The sequence below is a fragment of the Nocardia ninae NBRC 108245 genome (genome assembly GCF_007990755.1).
GTDB classification, from domain to species: domain Bacteria; phylum Actinomycetota; class Actinomycetes; order Mycobacteriales; family Mycobacteriaceae; genus Nocardia; species Nocardia ninae.
In genome coordinates this window covers 117,053-133,425 of sequence record NZ_BJXA01000002.1, presented here as the reverse complement: position 1 = coordinate 133,425, position 16,373 = coordinate 117,053, and the positions used below count along the sequence as shown (strand labels likewise).

14 protein-coding genes are annotated in these 16,373 nt (G+C 66.7%); 6 read left to right on the top strand and 8 right to left on the bottom strand.

Annotated elements, in window-relative coordinates:
• Positions 1-522 precede the first annotated feature (522 nt).
• The 4 genes from NN4_RS02680 (at position 523) to NN4_RS02665 (ending at position 5,622) form a co-directional block, all read left to right on the top strand.
• Complete coding sequence (locus NN4_RS02680; RefSeq protein ID WP_246180674.1) at positions 523-1,938, top strand: FAD-dependent oxidoreductase; 1,416 nt, start codon at positions 523-525, stop codon at positions 1,936-1,938.
• Position 1,939: 1 nt separating this feature from the next.
• The gene (locus tag NN4_RS02675; RefSeq protein WP_147128329.1) at positions 1,940-2,959 is read left to right on the top strand and encodes a 3-hydroxyacyl-CoA dehydrogenase NAD-binding domain-containing protein; all 1,020 of its coding nucleotides are present in this window, start codon (positions 1,940-1,942) and stop codon (positions 2,957-2,959) included.
• Between the two features lie 38 nt (positions 2,960-2,997).
• Positions 2,998-4,176: a hypothetical protein gene (locus NN4_RS02670; protein ID WP_147128328.1), complete on the top strand. Its 1,179-nt coding sequence runs from the start codon at positions 2,998-3,000 to the stop codon at positions 4,174-4,176.
• A gap of 114 nt (positions 4,177-4,290) precedes the next feature.
• A complete protein-coding gene (locus NN4_RS02665; RefSeq protein WP_371865612.1) occupies positions 4,291-5,622 on the top strand; it encodes a UDP-glucose dehydrogenase family protein in 1,332 nt (443 codons plus the stop codon).
• Positions 5,623-5,678: 56 nt separating this feature from the next.
• Here NN4_RS02665 and NN4_RS02660 read toward each other — a convergent pair whose 3' ends face one another.
• Both NN4_RS02660 and NN4_RS02655 read right to left on the bottom strand, forming a co-directional pair.
• Positions 5,679-6,683 carry an alpha/beta fold hydrolase gene (locus tag NN4_RS02660; protein WP_147128326.1) on the bottom strand — a complete coding sequence of 335 codons (1,005 nt, stop codon included), beginning with the start codon at positions 6,681-6,683 and terminating at the stop codon, positions 5,679-5,681.
• Between the two features lie 48 nt (positions 6,684-6,731).
• Positions 6,732-8,174 (bottom strand): carboxylesterase/lipase family protein, encoded by a 1,443-nt coding sequence (locus NN4_RS02655; RefSeq protein ID WP_246180687.1) that lies wholly within the window; start codon positions 8,172-8,174, stop codon positions 6,732-6,734.
• Here NN4_RS02655 and NN4_RS46540 point away from each other — a divergent pair.
• Positions 8,169-8,300, top strand: coding sequence for a hypothetical protein (locus tag NN4_RS46540; RefSeq protein WP_281289305.1), 132 nt, complete (start codon positions 8,169-8,171; stop codon positions 8,298-8,300). The genes NN4_RS02655 and NN4_RS46540 overlap by 6 nt on opposite strands.
• 150 nt (positions 8,301-8,450) lie before the next feature.
• Complete coding sequence (locus NN4_RS02650) at positions 8,451-9,047, top strand: TetR/AcrR family transcriptional regulator (protein WP_147128324.1); 597 nt, start codon at positions 8,451-8,453, stop codon at positions 9,045-9,047.
• 19 nt (positions 9,048-9,066) lie between these two features.
• On the opposite strand, the gene NN4_RS02645 is transcribed toward NN4_RS02650, so the two are convergent.
• The 6 genes from NN4_RS02645 to NN4_RS02620 form a co-directional block, all read right to left on the bottom strand.
• Complete coding sequence (locus NN4_RS02645) at positions 9,067-9,855, bottom strand: aminoglycoside adenylyltransferase domain-containing protein (protein WP_147128323.1); 789 nt, start codon at positions 9,853-9,855, stop codon at positions 9,067-9,069.
• A gap of 62 nt (positions 9,856-9,917) precedes the next feature.
• Positions 9,918-11,534, bottom strand: coding sequence for a flavin-containing monooxygenase (locus NN4_RS02640; protein ID WP_246180673.1), 1,617 nt, complete (start codon positions 11,532-11,534; stop codon positions 9,918-9,920).
• Positions 11,531-12,160, bottom strand: coding sequence for an SRPBCC family protein (locus NN4_RS02635; protein WP_147128322.1), 630 nt, complete (start codon positions 12,158-12,160; stop codon positions 11,531-11,533). Before NN4_RS02635 ends, NN4_RS02640 begins: the two co-directional genes overlap by 4 nt.
• 27 nt (positions 12,161-12,187) lie before the next feature.
• Entirely contained in the window at positions 12,188-13,741 is a 1,554-nt protein-coding gene (locus NN4_RS02630) for a flavin-containing monooxygenase (RefSeq protein ID WP_147128321.1), read from the bottom strand.
• Positions 13,742-13,769: 28 nt separating this feature from the next.
• Positions 13,770-14,825 carry an alpha/beta hydrolase gene (locus tag NN4_RS02625; RefSeq protein ID WP_147128320.1) on the bottom strand — a complete coding sequence of 352 codons (1,056 nt, stop codon included), beginning with the start codon at positions 14,823-14,825 and terminating at the stop codon, positions 13,770-13,772.
• Positions 14,822-16,366, bottom strand: a complete 1,545-nt coding sequence (locus NN4_RS02620) for a flavin-containing monooxygenase (protein ID WP_147128319.1) — start codon at positions 16,364-16,366, stop codon at positions 14,822-14,824. Before NN4_RS02620 ends, NN4_RS02625 begins: the two co-directional genes overlap by 4 nt.
• Between the last annotated feature and the right edge of the window lie 7 nt (positions 16,367-16,373).

The window sequence follows — 16,373 nt, the reverse complement described above, 5'->3', positions numbered from 1 at the left end:
CCGGCACCGTATTTCACACATACTTTGCGAGTACGAGCGGCCAGTGCCGCGCCGAACGTTCGTTCACGCCCGACTTCGGACAGGGGCGCGCACCGCCGGAACCGCGGCTGCCGAAACCGCGCGTCGGTGCTGGTAGCCGGGGCAAGTCGAGGCGGCCGATGGATGTTCGAGCACGTTCACGAACATGTCCGATTTGTCCCGAACATGGCCTGAACAGCGCGAACGCTTGTCGGGCCGCTGGGCCGCCGCAAGACTGAAACCACCAAACGCCGCTGCCATCCGCCCCGCCGGAGCTCGGATGTCGGAGGGATCTCGTACTCCCCGACGGAACCGCGCCCGCTGGACCACGGATATCCACCCCGGTCATCGGTTCACCCACGATGGGCCCGCCCGTGCACATTGCGGTCCGCGAGCAACAGCCCATCCCCACTCGAGCAGAAGACGTGCGTCTCACGGCGCTTACGGGCTATTCGGCGATGCCGCCTACTGCCCCGGGGGAATTCACCTAAAGGAGGGTCCTGAATGAACGCCCGAAAAAGTATGCCACATGAATGGCAGGTCGTTGTCGTCGGGGCAGGCAATGCGGGTCTCTGTGCGGGAATAGCGGCGTTGCAGGCCGGCGTGCATTCTGTCGCCGTACTCGAGTCGGCGCCGAAAGAACTGCGCGGCGGAAACAGCGCGTTGACGAAGAGCGTGCGTTTTCCTTGGCACGACCGCTCCTACATCGCCACACTGCTCGGCGAGCCGGACGACCACCGCGTGGATGACCTGCTGGCCGGGCGGCGCGAATACACCGAGGACGACTATCTCGACGACTGGCTCCGCGTCTCCGGCAGCCAAGTCGATGCCGCACTCATCGAGTCCATTATTCACCGCGCCAACAACGCCATTACTTGGCTGCACGGCCTCGGCCAGCGTTGGGTACCGAGGAAGAATCCGCTGCCCGGCGACGTACCCGTGGTTTTCGATGGCGGCGGACAAGCCCTGCAAGAACGCAACTTCGAGCAGTACGAACGCCTCGGCGGTGTCGTCTGCTACGACAGTCCGGTGACCGGTATCGAGCCGGTCGGCGGGAAGTACCGCCTGCACGGTTCCGGCCCGGCGTTTCCCGTCGTCTGCGATGCGCTGATCCTCGCCTCCGGCGGATTCGAGGGAAATGCGCAGATGCGCGGACACCATCTCGGCGATCCGTGGCGAGAGGTGAAATTGCGCGGCGTGCCGTTCAACGACGGACTTCCGCTGGCGGCGGCCATCGCGGTCGGCGCGGATACCGCGGGCAATTGGCGGAAATGTCACACGACGCCGCAAGGCATCGGGCTGCCGAGTTACCTGTTGCCAGGGCAGATGTCGAGGTCACATGAGCTGACGCGCTACGCCTTTCCGCACGGCATCGTCGTCAACCGATCCGGACGCCGATTCTTCGACGAGTGCGCCGAATACAGCAACCTGGCCTACGTCACGCTCGGGCAGAAGATCATGGACCAGCCGGGCAAGATCGCCTACCAGATCTTCGACAGCAAGGTCATCAATGCCGGGCTGCTGCCGGACAGCTATTTCAGCGACCCCGCGTCCATCATCACCCCGACCCTGGAGGACGGCGCTCGGCAACTCGGCATCGACGCCGGCCAGCTGCTCGACGAGGTGACACGCCTGAACAGTGACCCGCAAGCGGTCACCCATCTCGACGCGCCGCCGTTCCTGTTCGTTCCGGTGGTCTCCGGATTGACCTTCACCTACGGCGGGCTCTCGGTGACGGAAAACGCCGAGGTGCGCGGCGGTGGCGAGCCGATCGACGGACTGTACGCGGCCGGCGTAATCGTCGGCGGACTGTACGACCAAGGCTATCCAGCGGGCACCGGACTGATGGCCGGTGCGGTGCTCGGCCGCGCGGCCGGAACGCACGCCGCCGAATACGCCCTGCGCGCCAGGGCGGTCTGACATGCGCATCGTTGTCATCGGCGCCGGAATGATCGGCGCACGGCACGCCGCGTACTTCGCGCAGGCGGGTCACCAGGTCAGCACCGTCGATCAGAAGGCTACGGCGGACTTCGACCGATTGGCGCTGGTACCCGACCCGGCGGAGGTGGCGGCGTGGGTCGTCGCCACACCGACCGCCACGCACCTCCCGGTGCTGGGCGAGGTGCTGAGTTACCAACGGGACGCACGCATTCTGCTCGAGAAGCCGGCCTGCTACCCAACGGAATTCGCCGATCTGACGCGCCTGGTCCGGCGGTATCCGCGCGCGCGGATCGTCGTCAACGACGTCTACGCCTACAGCGCCGCCGTACGGCGTTTCACGGAGTCGGTGCGGCAGTTCCGCGCATCGGACCAGATCAGGAAGATCACGATCGAGTTCACCAAGAACCGGGAGCGCGACGTCGCGAACGGCAGGTTCGTCGATACGCAGTACGGCGAGCCGGGTTACGAGTTCTTCCACATGCTGAGCATTCTCCGTTCGGTCCTGCCGGCCGACCAGTATCAGACCTACCTGCGCACGGTGCCGATATCGGTGACACCGGAGATGCGGGTGTGCACGTCGATCCCGGGCTTGCCCGAGGTCGAAATCTACGCCTCGTCCAAAGGCGTTATCGGGTTCGCGGACCTGGCCGGTTTCGCCTTCTCCGGAGATATCGCGAAGGACCACATCCATCGTTCGCTGATTCCCTACGGCGACGAGCTGCGCTACCGCTTCGCGGACGTGGAGTTCGCCTCCGGCAGGCACGTGACCCTGGTATTCGAACCGCACTACGGCGTGGCGGTCGACTACAAGAACGAACACGCCGTCCATATCCGCGATGCCGCGTCGCAGCATCGTTTCACGGTCTCCGGAAACCATTTCAAGGAGGCGCTGCTCATCCAGTTGGATCTATTGTGCCGCACCGCGGTATCCACTCCCCCGCTGCGACTGCCGGAGCATCAGTTCATGGCAGACCTCGGCGGTCAGTTCATAAAAGTTTAGAAAACGCGATCAATTCGCACGATCGAAAGAGATTCACCATGCAAACCTTCGAGGAAGTTTCGACACTCCTGCGCGTGGCCCCCGACATGCTGCCCGAGGTCACCGATGTGGAGTCGGCCCGCACGCGGATCGCGACGGAGATCAAATCCGAGGAGTCCGCATACGACTTGTTCGCGCAGGCTTGCCGATTCGAGCACCCTTACACCGTGAGCTGGGTGCACCGGCCCGGCGAACGGTCGGCGTATCTGTCGCTGGAACTGGCCGCGGAGTCGCTGGACGACGATCGGCACCGGGCCCTGCTGGCCGGCGTCGTGCTGTCGACCTCGATGTCCATCCCCTACGACTATCGAGCACACGCCGCGCAAGAGCTGGTTCGGCTCGGGCTCGGCGAGTTCGCCGGCGCATTCCAGGAGGTCGTGGACTCCTACGAGCCGCTGCCTGCGCGCAGTCTCGAGGCGAAGATCAACGTGCCGACCGACGGCATCGATCACCTGTTCACCATTCCGGACTCCGCCGAGGCGCGGATCGACCTGCTGATCACCGCGAGCAAGGCCAAGACTCTCGAGAGCCGGTACCTGCTCGCCGGGCGGGTCCTCGGGCACACTCAGGTGCCGGCCGCCACGACGGACGCGGAACGTCTGATCGTCGAGGATGCGGGCACGACCATGATCGCCCCGTCGGACTACCTGGTGCCCTGGGACCAGGAGTTTCCCGGTCCGGACGGCGCCGGGATCACGCTCGCGGAACTGATGCGAATCGTCCTGCTGTGCCCGGAATTCAAGCTTCCGGACGCCAAGGTCCGGCCGATTCTGGTGGACTTCTACAAGTCCGTCCTGCGGATCAGCGGCCGCTCGATCATCGGCCTCTCGGCCGGTGTCTTCCACGTCGAACACGGCACCCTAGCGACACCGTCCTACTACTACCAGGGTCGCGACTCCATTCTCGGCAAGGGTTTGGTGATCGACTGCGTGGGCGGCGCCATCCTGCAGAACGGTTCGTTCCTCGGCGGCGGGTTCATGCCCATCCTGATCCACACGCACAAGCACATTCGCAAGAGCGGTGGCTCCGGCGCCTCGGAACGCAAGACGATCCAGCCGTGCATCTTCGCCGCCGAGGCCGGTGCCCGATTCCCGATGGACGCGGTCGGTTTGTTCGAAACCGTCGACTATCTCGGAAAAGAGGCTCCGTTCAAGGGCATTCGAGCCATTCCGCTCTGAGCTCGCCCGTCCGTACTCCGCTTTGCCCCTTTAGTTCGTGAGATTTTCTCTGCCCGTAGGCCCCGCGTGTCACTCGTTCACTGCTCGGTGCTGGGAGGTGAGAAGTACAAGGAGATGAATGCTGTGTTCAATACAACTGTCGCCGTGGTCGGCGCCGGCTACGTCGGACTGACGACGGCGGTGTGCCTGGCTTCGCTGGGCCACCGAGTGATCTGCGCGGATGTCGATCCGGCGAAGGTGAAGACATTATCCGGCGGTGAATCCACCATCGCGGAACCGGGCATGTGCGAGCTCGTCGTGGACGGATTGGCCGACGGGCGACTGGATTTCGTGCTCGGCGCGAGCGCGGCGGTCGCCGAGGCCGAGTTCGTCATCCTGTGCGTCCCGACACCGATGGGGCGCGACGGAGCGGCGAATCTGAGCACGCTCGAGTCCGTCGTGGCGGAGTTGCGGCACCAGCTGCTGCCCGGTTGTGTCGTGGTGAACAAGTCGACGGTGCCGGTGGGTACCGCGGTCCGTATCAACGATTTGATCGGCCGCGAGGATGTCACGGTCGTGTCCAACCCGGAGTTCCTGCGGGAAGGATCCGCGATCTACGACTTCCTGAATCCCGATCGGATCGTGGTCGGCGCGGACGATCCGGACTCCGCCGAACGTGTCGCCGCGCTGTACCGGCGGCTCGACGCGCCGGTTCTGCTGACCGGTTCGGCGAGCGCGGAGATGATCAAGTACGCGGCCAACTGCTACCTGGCCACTCGCCTGTCCTATGTGAACGCCATCGCCGAGTTGTGTGAGTATCTCGGCGCGGACATCAGCGACGTGACCGCGGGCATGGGATACGACCAGCGGATCGGCAAGGAGTTCCTGCGTCCAGGTCCGGGCTGGGGCGGCTCCTGCCTGCCCAAGGACACGGTGGCGCTGTTGCGGTCGGCGCAGACCGTCGGCTGCGAGTTCCCGCTGCTGCGGGCCGCCATCGACACCAATACCCGGCAGCACGAGCTGGTGGTGGACAAGGTTCGCCATGCGGTCGGCGGCCGATTGACGGGGGTCCGAATCGGCATGCTGGGGTTGACGTTCAAGGCGGGCACCGACGATCTGCGGGACTCGCCGGCATTGGCGATCGCGCAGCGGCTGGTCGCCGAGGGCGCGGACTTACGCGCGTACGACCCCAGCGTCCGAAAAGCGGTGCCGGGCAGCACCGATGGCGTGCGAGTCATGGAGACGGCGTATCACGCGGCACACGGTTCGGCCGCGATGATGGTGCTCACCGAATGGCCCGAGTTCCGCGATCTGGACTGGAAACGGATGGCGGGCTTGCTCGTCGGCCGCTCGGTGATCGACGCCCGCAATCACCTGGACCCGCTGGCCCTGCACCTCGCGGGACTGTCCTGCGAACGTGTCGGTAGCGGGAGTCCGAAGCTGACCGATCTGGATCTCGCGGGCTGACGCGAAAGGCCCGGAACCGCCCTGGTTCCGGGCCCTTTCGCGCTGTTGTGATCTCGTCAGCGCACTCTGTCGAGGAATGCGGCTGTGTCGGAGGCGATCTCGTCGGGATACTCACCGTTGATCGCGTGTGAGGCGTCCGGGTAGACCCAGACGGTGGCGTCGGCGAGCACGGACTCGGCCCGCCGAGCCGCCGCCGCACTGTCGTGCATTACCGACCGGCCCGCCAGCACGACCAGGACGGGCATCTTCAGGCTCCTCAGCTGGTCATCGGAGAACTCCGTCGGCGCGGGCAGGTGCAGCGCGTAGGTCTGCATGCCGGCTTCGATCATGTCCGCGACGGGGACATCCTCGACCGGTGCGCCGCCCGCGGTCCAGCTGTTGAAGTCGTCGCGCCAGATCTTCGGGAACCAGCGGACGGAGGCCGGTATCGACCGGATGATCGTGCGAAAGGGCATGCCCGCGAACGTCATCGCCGGATCGAGCAGGATGACGCCCGCGATCTTGTCCGGTTGCCGGATCGCGAGATTGGTGGCCGTCCAGCCGCCGATCGAGACGCCGACCAGGTACAGCTGTTTCTCGGGTAACTGCTGGAGGGCCTGGTGCAGCCAGCGCGCTTGGTCGTCATCGTGCTCGATCGGGCGGGTCTGGATACTCGCGCCGGGCTCACCGAGCAGGTCGATGGCGTAGACGGTGCGCAGTTTGGTCAACGTGGGCAGGTTGTCCGCCCACATCGGTGTGGCGGCGGCGCGTCCAGGCAGCAAAACCAGTGGGGGCGCGGCCGGGTCGGCGCCGTCGAAGCGGTACACCCGGACCACGCCGTAGTCGGTCCGCAGATCCAGCGCCGCGTTCGGCGCGGGCAGGTCGCGCATCGCTCGTGTGTAGGCGTCGAAGAATCGGTCGTGGCCCGCCGCGGAGGTGAAGTGGCCGACCGGGGAGGTGTCGCGGACCGCGAGCCAAGCTACCAGGCCGAGCGTGACCACCCCGGCGGTGATCGTCAGCAGTCGCCGCTTGCCCCAACGTGACCGACTTGTGCTGGGCGCGAGGGCTTTTTCGTCATTCATCGAGCACCTTCCCGATAGGGTCGTGGCAGTTCGGAGCATTGGATTGCATCAGCGGTGCCCGAGGCGAATCCAGAAGTCGATGCGGTGTCCGGCGTCGAAGTCGGTGGGTCCGATCCCGCCCGGCCCGGGGGCCAGCGACTGGACGAACGGCCGCTCCCCCGCGACCGGCGCCCACGCGGGCCGGTTCGGGACAGCGGGCACACCCTCGTGCGCGAACGCCGACCAGTAGTCGATCATCGCATCGGCGAGCTCGCGTTGCGCGTCATCGAGTCCGCGCGCCAGACCGGGCAGGTCGAACAGGTAAGCCAATTCGGATCCGTGGTAGGCGCCGTACGGAAATGATGCGGCGGGCAGGTCCGTGAACTGCGGCGGCGCCGGGTCGGCGAACTCGTAGGCGAAAACGGTGACCGACCGGGCCAGGGCGTCGCGGGCGTTCCTGGTCGGGTACGCCCACGTGCGATCGGTGTTGAGCTGGGCCAGCGTCTTCGCGTTGTCGCCGGACTGCGCGGGATAGGCGGCGGCTACGGCGTCGGCGTGGATGCCGAAGTCGGCGTCGAGCACTCGCCGGTATTCGGCCGCGGTCAATGGTGACGGCACCGTACCGACGATCGACACGCGTGCCTCGTCGCGGTTGTTGCCGAGGATGATCGGTATGCGCGCGAATCGGCCCTCGCGCAACGCGATTGCCGGGTGTTCGGGTAGCAGTGCGTTGCCGTAACTCGGGCTGAACTGCGCCTGGCCGGCCAGCAATCGGTCGGTCGGGGCACGCCGGAGGCAGGTGAGGTCGGCGCCGTCCGGCGGGCAGCCGAGGCTCTCGGACAATGTGCGACTTTGCTGTTCGGCGTAGGCCGGAGTATCGAACGCGGTGCTGCCGGTGCCGTCGGCGGCGTAGGGCGGCCACTCCGACATGCAGGTCCTGCTCTGCATGATGGCCTTGTGGAACAGACCTGTCGCACCGGGCGAAGTCAGCTGCGCGCAGGTGCTCATCGCACCGGCCGACTCGCCGAACAGGGTGATATTGCCGGGATCGCCGCCGAAGGCCGCCGCATTGGCCGCGGCCCAGCGCAGGGCGAGTTGCTGGTCCTGGAGTCCGAACGTGCCGCCGTCGGCCATACCGGGTAGGCGCAGGAAGCCGAAGACGCCGAGGCGATAGTTGGCGGTCAGCACGACCACGTCACCCTGACTCGCCAGCCGGGCCGCGCCGTACTCGGCCGCGTTGCCCTGGTAGAAACCGCCGCCGTGCAGCCACACCAGCACCGGTCGCGGACGAGTGGGTTTCGCTGCCGGCGTAGTGACGTTGAGGTAGAGGCAGTCCTCGGATTGCGGTCCATCGGACGGATCGGCCGGATTCTGCATGCACAACGAGCCTGGCGTGGTCGCGTCTCGCTCCCCCGTCCAGGCCGGCGCGGGTCGCGGTGGCTGCCAACGTAATTCGCCCACAGGTGGCTGCGCGAACGGAATCCCCTGAAAGAGACGATGATCGGGGTGCACCGTGCCACGAACAACGCCACCCGGCGTATGTACTACCGCCGGGTCGGCTCGGTCCTGCGCACACCCGGTGAGCAGGACTGCGATCAGCACTGCGACGAGCGCGCAGCTTCCGGCAGCGAGACGTGACTTCATCGGACGGCCTCTCCTGATTTCCGGCCGATCTCGGCCGGCGGTCGGGCGCCTGTCCAGTACAGGCTTACTCCAAAATAGGACACAACTGTCCCATAAACAACAGCGTTCGTCCCATCGATTCCTTGGGGGTGCTAATGTTCGGCCATGGTCAGCCGCGGGCACGCCGACGCGACACACGCTCCGTCCAGCGGCCCTCGGGGCCGCACCCGGACCGCCATCATGACCGCCGCGCTCGCGGCGTGGACGCGCGACTTCTCCGCTTCGCTCACCGACATCGCCGATCGCGCCGAGGTCAGCCGGAGCACCCTGCACCGTTACTTCCCGGAACGGCAAGATCTCATCGATGCCGTCCTCATCGATTCGTTGCAGGTTGTCGATGCCGTGGCCACCGCGGCGAACAATGGGACCCGCGCCCCGCTCGACCATCTGATCTACCTGTTGCGGTCCCTCATCGAAGTCAGCGACCGCGTGGTCTTTCTCTTCGCCGACCCACGCCGCTTCGCGGGCAACCCGCACTGGGGCGATGCGAACGATGCGAGCGTGCGGACGCTCATCGCCGCCGCACAGGCCGAGGGCACGCTCGACCCCGAGTTACCGACGGAGTGGATCGACGGGGTCTACAACGCGCACATCTTCCTCGCCGCCGAAGCGGCCCAGCGGGGTACCGCGCCCTCACATGCGGTCGCGGACAACGCGATTCGCACTTTCCTCGGCGGTGTGGGCGTTCCTCGGTCGACCTAGCCGTAAGTACTCGGCCGAATCATCTTTCGGTCGCGGCCTTTTCGACCTGCCCGCGCACCCACGCCAGGAACGTCTGCACGTCGGCGGCGGGTAGCGCCAGTGCTGCCGTACGGGGGCGCTGAAAACTGCGCAATGCGGCGTCGATGAGAACCCGGAAGTCTGCCTCGGATTCCATGATCAGCTGGGCAGCTGCGCTTTTGGCGAGCCATCGTCCGGTGCGGCAGAACGCCACCGAGCGGCAGCCGTTGAGCACCTGATTGTCGCTCAGGTGCCCCTGGCCCGTGGCGTGCTCGCGGACCGAGGCGAGGAGCGCGGCGAAAAGGTCGCGCGGCGTGGGTGGTGCGAGCACCTGCCGCACCGGGCTGCCGTAGAGGAGACAGCCCGATTGATGGGCGATCGACCGATCGATGACGTACCAGAAGGCCGGTGATTGCGCCGGATCGAAGCCGGCCCGATTCGACAGCAGCGGACCGGTATTGAGATCCAGCAGATACCCCGCTGCGGCGGACGGCTGGGCGGCGAAAGTGGCGTCGTAGACGACCAATTCGAGCCCGGCCGCAGGACACGACAGGGCAGGGTGCGCGAGCACTTCGGCCAGTTCGGGTATCGCAGATCCGGATAGCGACGGGTCGACCACCAGGATCACGTCGATGTCGCTGCGCCCGTGACGGTAATCCGCCAGCGCGATGGATCCGACCGCGAAGGCGCTGCGCAGCCGCGGCCCACAGGTCTTGTGCGCCCGCTGCACGAGCTCTGCCAGGTACGGACGCACCGCAGCCGGCACCGCGGGTGGGTCTACGAGAGCCATGCGGCCAGTATCCATCAGCGCCCCTCCGCCAGCCGTTGAGCGGGCGGAGGAGCGCGGTCGGGCTACCCGAGTTCGGCGTCGGCCAGTTCGACCGGCGAGGTGTCGATCGGGTCGTCGTACCGGACGGCATGGCGGTAGCTGTAGTCGTCACGGTCGAAACGGACGGCCTTGCGGTAGGTCTTCAGCAACGACCACGGACGGATATAGGGCGACTTGCCTTGGGAATTGACGAAGTAGCTGTTCGACCCCTCACAGCGAGTTTCCAGGTAGTACGACAGATTCCGGCCGCTACGCAGCATCTCCTGATGGAACCGCTCCTGCGCTTCGGGCCGCACCTCCACCGTGGTGGCGCCGCGCCGCCGGGTCTCGTCGATGACGGTGGCGATGTGGCGCATGGCGTTCTCCACGAAGTAGTGGAACGCGGTGCCGGTCCAGGAGTAGGGGCCGATCATGATGAAGCGGTTCGGGACGCCGGCGACGGAGGTGCTGTAGTACGCCTTCAACTCCTCGGTGTTGTAGAAGACGCCGAGGTCGAATCCGTCTCGGCCGATGACGGTTCCGGGTTTGTAGCTCTCCGGGTCGGAGAACACCTCGTAGCCGGTCGCCAGCACCAGCGCGTCGATCTCCCGCTCGACGCCGTCCGCGCTGCGGATGCCGTTCGGCTGGATCTCCGCGATGCCCGCGGTGATCAGCTCGACATTGTCGCGGTTGAGCGTCGGCAGATAGTCGCCGCCCGCACCGCCACGGATGCACGCGATGCCGAAGCCGGGCCGCAGCACACGGCGGGTCTCCTTGTCCTTCACCTTGATTCGCAGCCACCCCGCGTAGGCTGCACGTCCGACGGCGTCGACCAGGCGGGCGCCCATCTTCCACAGCGGCGCGGGCGTGAAGACCGCGATGCGCAACAGCGTGTCGATGACCGTCTGAGCGATCCCGTTGACGGCAGCGGAACCGCCGGGCAGGGCGAGCAGCCGTTGCATCCACGGGCGCAAGACGAAATCCGGCTTCGGCAGGTACACCTGCGGCGTGCGCTGATAGATGTCGAGCCGGTCGACCTGCGCGGCGAGCTTCGGCGCGATCTGCATGGTGCTGGCGCCGACGCCGATGATGGCCACCCGCTTGCCGGTGAAATCGAAGTCGTGATTCCAGTGGGCCGGGTGCATGGAAACCCCGGTGTAGGCGGCCAATCCGGGGATGTTCGGCTCGGTCTTCGGATTGATGTAGGCGCCGACCGCACTGATCACGAAGCGAGCGGTGATCACCTCGCCGGTGTCGGTATGCAACCGCCACAGCGCATGGTCGTCGTCCCATTCTTCGCGAACGATGGTGGTGTGGAAGCGCATTCGGCGCGGCAGGTCGTGCTCGGCGGCGACCTCCTCGAGATACTGCAAGATCTGATCGCGTTTGGCGAAGAACCGATCCCAGTCCGGTTTACGCGCGAAGGAGAATTGATAAGTCGTACTGGGGATGTCGCAGCCCGCGTCGGGGTAGCTGTGGCTGTACCAGGTGCCACCGAGCCCGCCGATCCGGTCCACGATCAGGAAGTTGTTGATCCCGATCTCCTGCAGTTTCACCCCGGCACAGATGCCGCCGATGCCCGCGCCGATCGCGACGACCTCGTACTGGGGCGACTGCACTGTGTCCACGAATTCCGCGGCGATACCGTTCGTTTCGGTCACTGGACACCTTCCTCGGCACGATGGGCGCTCGGTCGGTCCGCGGTCCGGCCGTTGGTGGCGATGTCGCGCGGCGGCTGACCGGTGCGCACGACTTCGGCGACGCGGCGGCGAAACAGCGGTCCCAGTCCGGCGATTCGATAAGCCGCCCGCCAGAGCGGTGGGAACCAGGTCGCGAAGCGCAGCGGCAGGCGCGGGGTGACCGCGACCGTCCACGCCACCTTGGTCTGATCGGCACCGACGTCGTCGAAAGTCATGTTCTCGGCGTACTGGCGGACGAGCAGATACTGCAGCCAGGTGGCGCTCACCACGCCGAAGGTGATGCGACGGTTCGGTTCATAACGCCAGAACCGCTCGCGCTCCACCCACAGGACCCGCAACGGCGCGAAGACCGAACCCATCTCGCGGATCACGCCCGCGCCGCGAGCCGGCGAGTCGTAACGCACGCCGGTGCGCGGGATCGGCAGCCACCGCCACGCGTGCTCGTCGTCCAGTGCGGTCCACACGGCCCAGCGTGGTGCGTCGAAGACGTCTTCGACCGTGAAAACCAATGCGGCGGTGTCGAAGACGGAATCGTCGACGGGCTGAACCGCGGGATACTGCTTCTGCAAGAAAGAGGTGATACTCATCATCGTCTCCAATTCGGGGAAGGGCGCTCAGCGGGCGACGGCGTGCCGGGGCGCGGCATCCGCATCGACCGGCCGGGTAGTCGTGTACCGGTAGTGGTCCAGCGGGAAATGCCGGTTGCTCCAGTACATTCCGAGCTGTGTGGTGGCCCGAAAAGCCGGACCGTCGCCCTGATAATTGATGTAGTAAGTGCGTGACTCCGCGCAGCCCTGCTTGAACAGGTAGGTGTTCTTGTTGCGGGCATACATTCGGGTGAAGTACTCGTCGTGCGGTTCCCGGCGGATCTCCGCGCGGGTGGCGCCCCTGCGCAACGCCTCACCGATAACCCGTGCGCTGTGCGCTGCGGTGGCTTCGATGAGCGGAATCACCGAACCCGGTGCGTAACCGTAGGGTCCGAAGATGTGGAACATATTGGGGAAACCGGGCACGGACACGCCCTCGTAGGCCTGATACCTGTTCGTGTCCCAGAACTCGCCCAATTCGGTTTCGCCGCAGCCATATACGGGGTACGGCGGGGTCGCGCCGCGGTCCATCACCTGGAACCCGGTGGCCGTCACCACTAGATCGAACTCGCGGTGCACGGCGTCCTCAGTGACGACGCCGCGCTCGGTGAACCGCTCGATCGCCGTGGTGACCAGGTCGACGTGCGGCTTGGTATAGGTCTTGAAGTAGTTGTTGGAGATCGACGGCCGCTTGCAGCCGAGCCGATAGGTGGGCGTGAGCGCGCGCCGCAGCGTGCGATCGCGGACCTGGGTGAACAGATAGGCCTTCAATGCCACTTCGCCGGCGCCGAGCACCGCGGAGGTGAGGCGCGGATAGTCCGACAGCGCGAGCCCGACACCGAGAAAGGCGTTGACGGCGACATTCCCGATCAACCGGACGGCCTGCTGCGCGGGCGGCAGGTCGAGTACCCGGTGGCTCAGCCTGCCCAACGGGAAGTCCGGCTTGGGGGCAACCCAGATGGCGGTGCGCTGGAACACGGTCAGCTGCTCCGCCTGCGCGGCCAACTGCGGAATCACTTGCAAGGCAGTAGCTCCGGTGCCGATCACCGCGACACGTTTACCGCGATGGTCGTAGGAGTGATCCCAGCGCGCGGTGTGCATGAGAGTGCCCGTGTAATCGGCAATGCCCGGAATCGCCGGCGGTTTCGGCTGTTCGAGTGCGCCGACCGCGCTGACCAGGAAACGTGCGGTGATCTCGGCGCCGTCGGTGGTCCGTACCCGCCACAGGTCGGCCGTCTCATCGAACCGTGCCTCGGCCGCACCGCAGCCGAGCCGGAGCTTGCCGCGCAAACCCTGCCGGTCCACCACTTCCTCGGCATAACGCTGGATCTCGTTGCCGGGGGCGAAGAATCGGGACCAGCGCGAGCGCTGCTGGAAGGAGAAGTTGTAGATCGGCGACGGCACATCGACGGCCACACCGGGATAGGTGTTAGCGTTCCAGGTACCGCCGACGCGGTGCCACTTGTCGATGATCAGGAAGTTCTCGATACCGGCGCGGCGCAGCGCCACCCCGGTGCCGATACCGCCGAATCCCGCGCCGATCACGAGCACGTCGTGCTCGGGAATGCTGGTGGAGCTCATGGGAACCTACCCGTGGTCGTGCGGCGGGTCATGCCGCGGTGGTCTGGTCGGTGGCCGCGCCCGCGGCCGACGCGTCGAGCACGCGGCGCAGGAACGCACCGATCTCGGCGATGGCCGCGCGCGCGTCCGGCAGCAGGTCCGCGCCCGCGTGGAAGACATGGATGGCGTTGTCCCAGATCTGCAAGGTGTGCGGCACACCGGCTTGGGCGCAGCGACGGGCGAGCGCCTCCGAATCCGGCAGCAGCACTTCGATATTGCTCACCTGGATCAAGGTCGGTGGCAGGCCGGCGAAGTCGTGGTTCACCGGCGACCAGGCCGGGTCGAGCACGCCCTCGCGGGCGAAGCCGATCAAGGCAGGCACGGCGAGTGCCCGCGCCGACAGCAGCGCGTCGCGCCGATCGTTCGGGTGCCCCCGCCGGATGGCCGGGTCGAGATCGGCCCACGGCGCGATCGCCGCGATGGCCGCGGGCATGGGCAGCGCCAGTGCCCGGGTGGCGAGTGCGGCGGCGAAGGCGATGCCGCCGCCTGCCGAATCCCCGGCGAAGACAATACGTTCGGGGGCGAACCCGCTGTTCAACAAGTGACGATAGGCGGTGATCGCATCGTCGACGGTGTCGGTGATATGCCCTTTGGGCAGCTGCCGATAGTCCACGTTCAGCAGTGCGACGCCGGCCGAGCGGGCGATCCGAGCGGCCAGTCTGCGATGGCTGTGCAGGCCACCGGCCAGGAACCCGCCACCGTGGAAGTACAGGATCGCCGCACCCTGTTCGGTGTCGTCGGGACCGAGATGGTCGCGGTGCCAGAGCCATTCGGCACGGAAATCCGGGAACAGGACGGCTCGGCGCTTGGTGCCGCGAGCAGGCCGCAACGGGATCGCCAGCAGGTCGACCAGATTGGCTATCCGGAACGCGCGGGTGCCGCGCAGCGCGGCCGACTCAGCGAAAACGCAGAGGATGTCGACGGCGGGCCGCAGTGTGCCGCGCAGCAGCGCGTGCGCCAGACGCAGCCGCAGGCTGGCCCGGCTGGCGAACTCGACGTGCACGCCGTCGCGAGTCGTGGGCAGGGCGAGCGGCGCGGCGGTCATGCCGACGCTCCCGCCAGCGCGGGAACCTGGTAGCGGTAGTCGTCGAGCGGGAATCGACGACTGCCCCGGCGCGCCTCGAAGAACCCCGAGGGCCGGACGTAAGTGCTGTCGCCCTGCGAATTCCGGTAGTAGGTAGGGACATGACCGTTGAGGTCGGCCAGGTAGTAGCGCAGCGACTCGCCCCTGCGGTGGATCTCGCGATGGTAGGCGTCGGCCGCTTCCTTGCGCACCTCACACCACACCGCACCGCGGCGACGCGCCTCACCGATGGCGCGCACCGCGTGATCGGCGGTCATCTCCACGAAGGCGTGCCAACCCGAGCCGGTCCACGAATACGGGCCGACCAGCGTCCACCGGTTCGGCAGACCGTGCACCGAGACGCTCTGGTACGCCTGCAAGCCTTCTTCGTTGTAGAACTTGGCCAAATCGAAACCGTTGCGGCCCAGCACTGTTCCCGGCCGATAGGTCTCCGGGTCGGAGAACACCTCGTAGCCGGTGGCCAGGATGAGCGCGTCGAACCGGTGCAGCGCCTTGTCGACGGTGCGGACCCCGGTCGGCGTGATCTTCTCGATCGGCGTGGTCACCAGCGCGACATTGTCCCGGTTGTAGGCCCGCAGATAACTGTTCGACAGGGTCGGGCGCTTGGCCACCAGCCCGAAGTTCGGGGTCAGCGCCTCTCGCGTGGTCGGGTCGGTGATCACGCGCGCCAGGTAGCGCCGATACAGCGCCTGGCAGACGGCGTCGAAGCGGTCCATCACCGGATGCACCACGCCGCCGGGCAGGCCGACGATGGCGCGCAGCGCGAGATCGACCACCACCAACGCACCGCCGTGCAGCATCGGCTGGAGTCCGGGCACACCCAGGATCCGTTGCAGCGCAACGGGAATCCGGAAGTCCGGCTTGGGCAGCGACCACACCGGCGTGCGCTGGAAGACGGTCAGCTGCCCGACCACGGGCGCGATGGACGGAATGATCTGCACCGCACTGGCGCCCGTGCCGATGATGCCGACCGTCTTGCCGGACAAGTCGTAGTCGTGATCCCAATCGCTGGGGCGCAGGACCTTCCCCTTGAACGACCGGGTACCGGGGATGCCGACCTCGTCCTTGGGGCGGACGAAGGCGCCGACCGCGCTGATCACGAAGCGCGCGGTCACCACCGACCCGTCCGTCAGGCGCAGCTTCCAGTAGCCCGAGTCGTCGTCCCACTCTTCCCGATCGACCTCGGCGCCGAAGCGCACCCGCTCGCGCACGCCGAACCGGTTCGCGACGTCGACGTGGTACTGCTTGACCTCCGGACCCAGCGGAAACACCCGGCTCCAGTTCGCCTTACGGGCGAAGGAGTACTGGTAGGCCAGCGCCGGAATATCCACGCCCAGACCGGGATAATGGTTCTCGTGCCAGCTGCCACCGACCTCGTCGGAGCGCTCCAGCACGATGAAGTCGTCGATGCCCGCCTTGCGCAGTTTCACCCCGGCCGCGATGCCGCCCGGGCCCGCGCCGATGACGGCGACCTCGTACTGCGGCTGTGCTGTTTCTTTCATGGCTGTC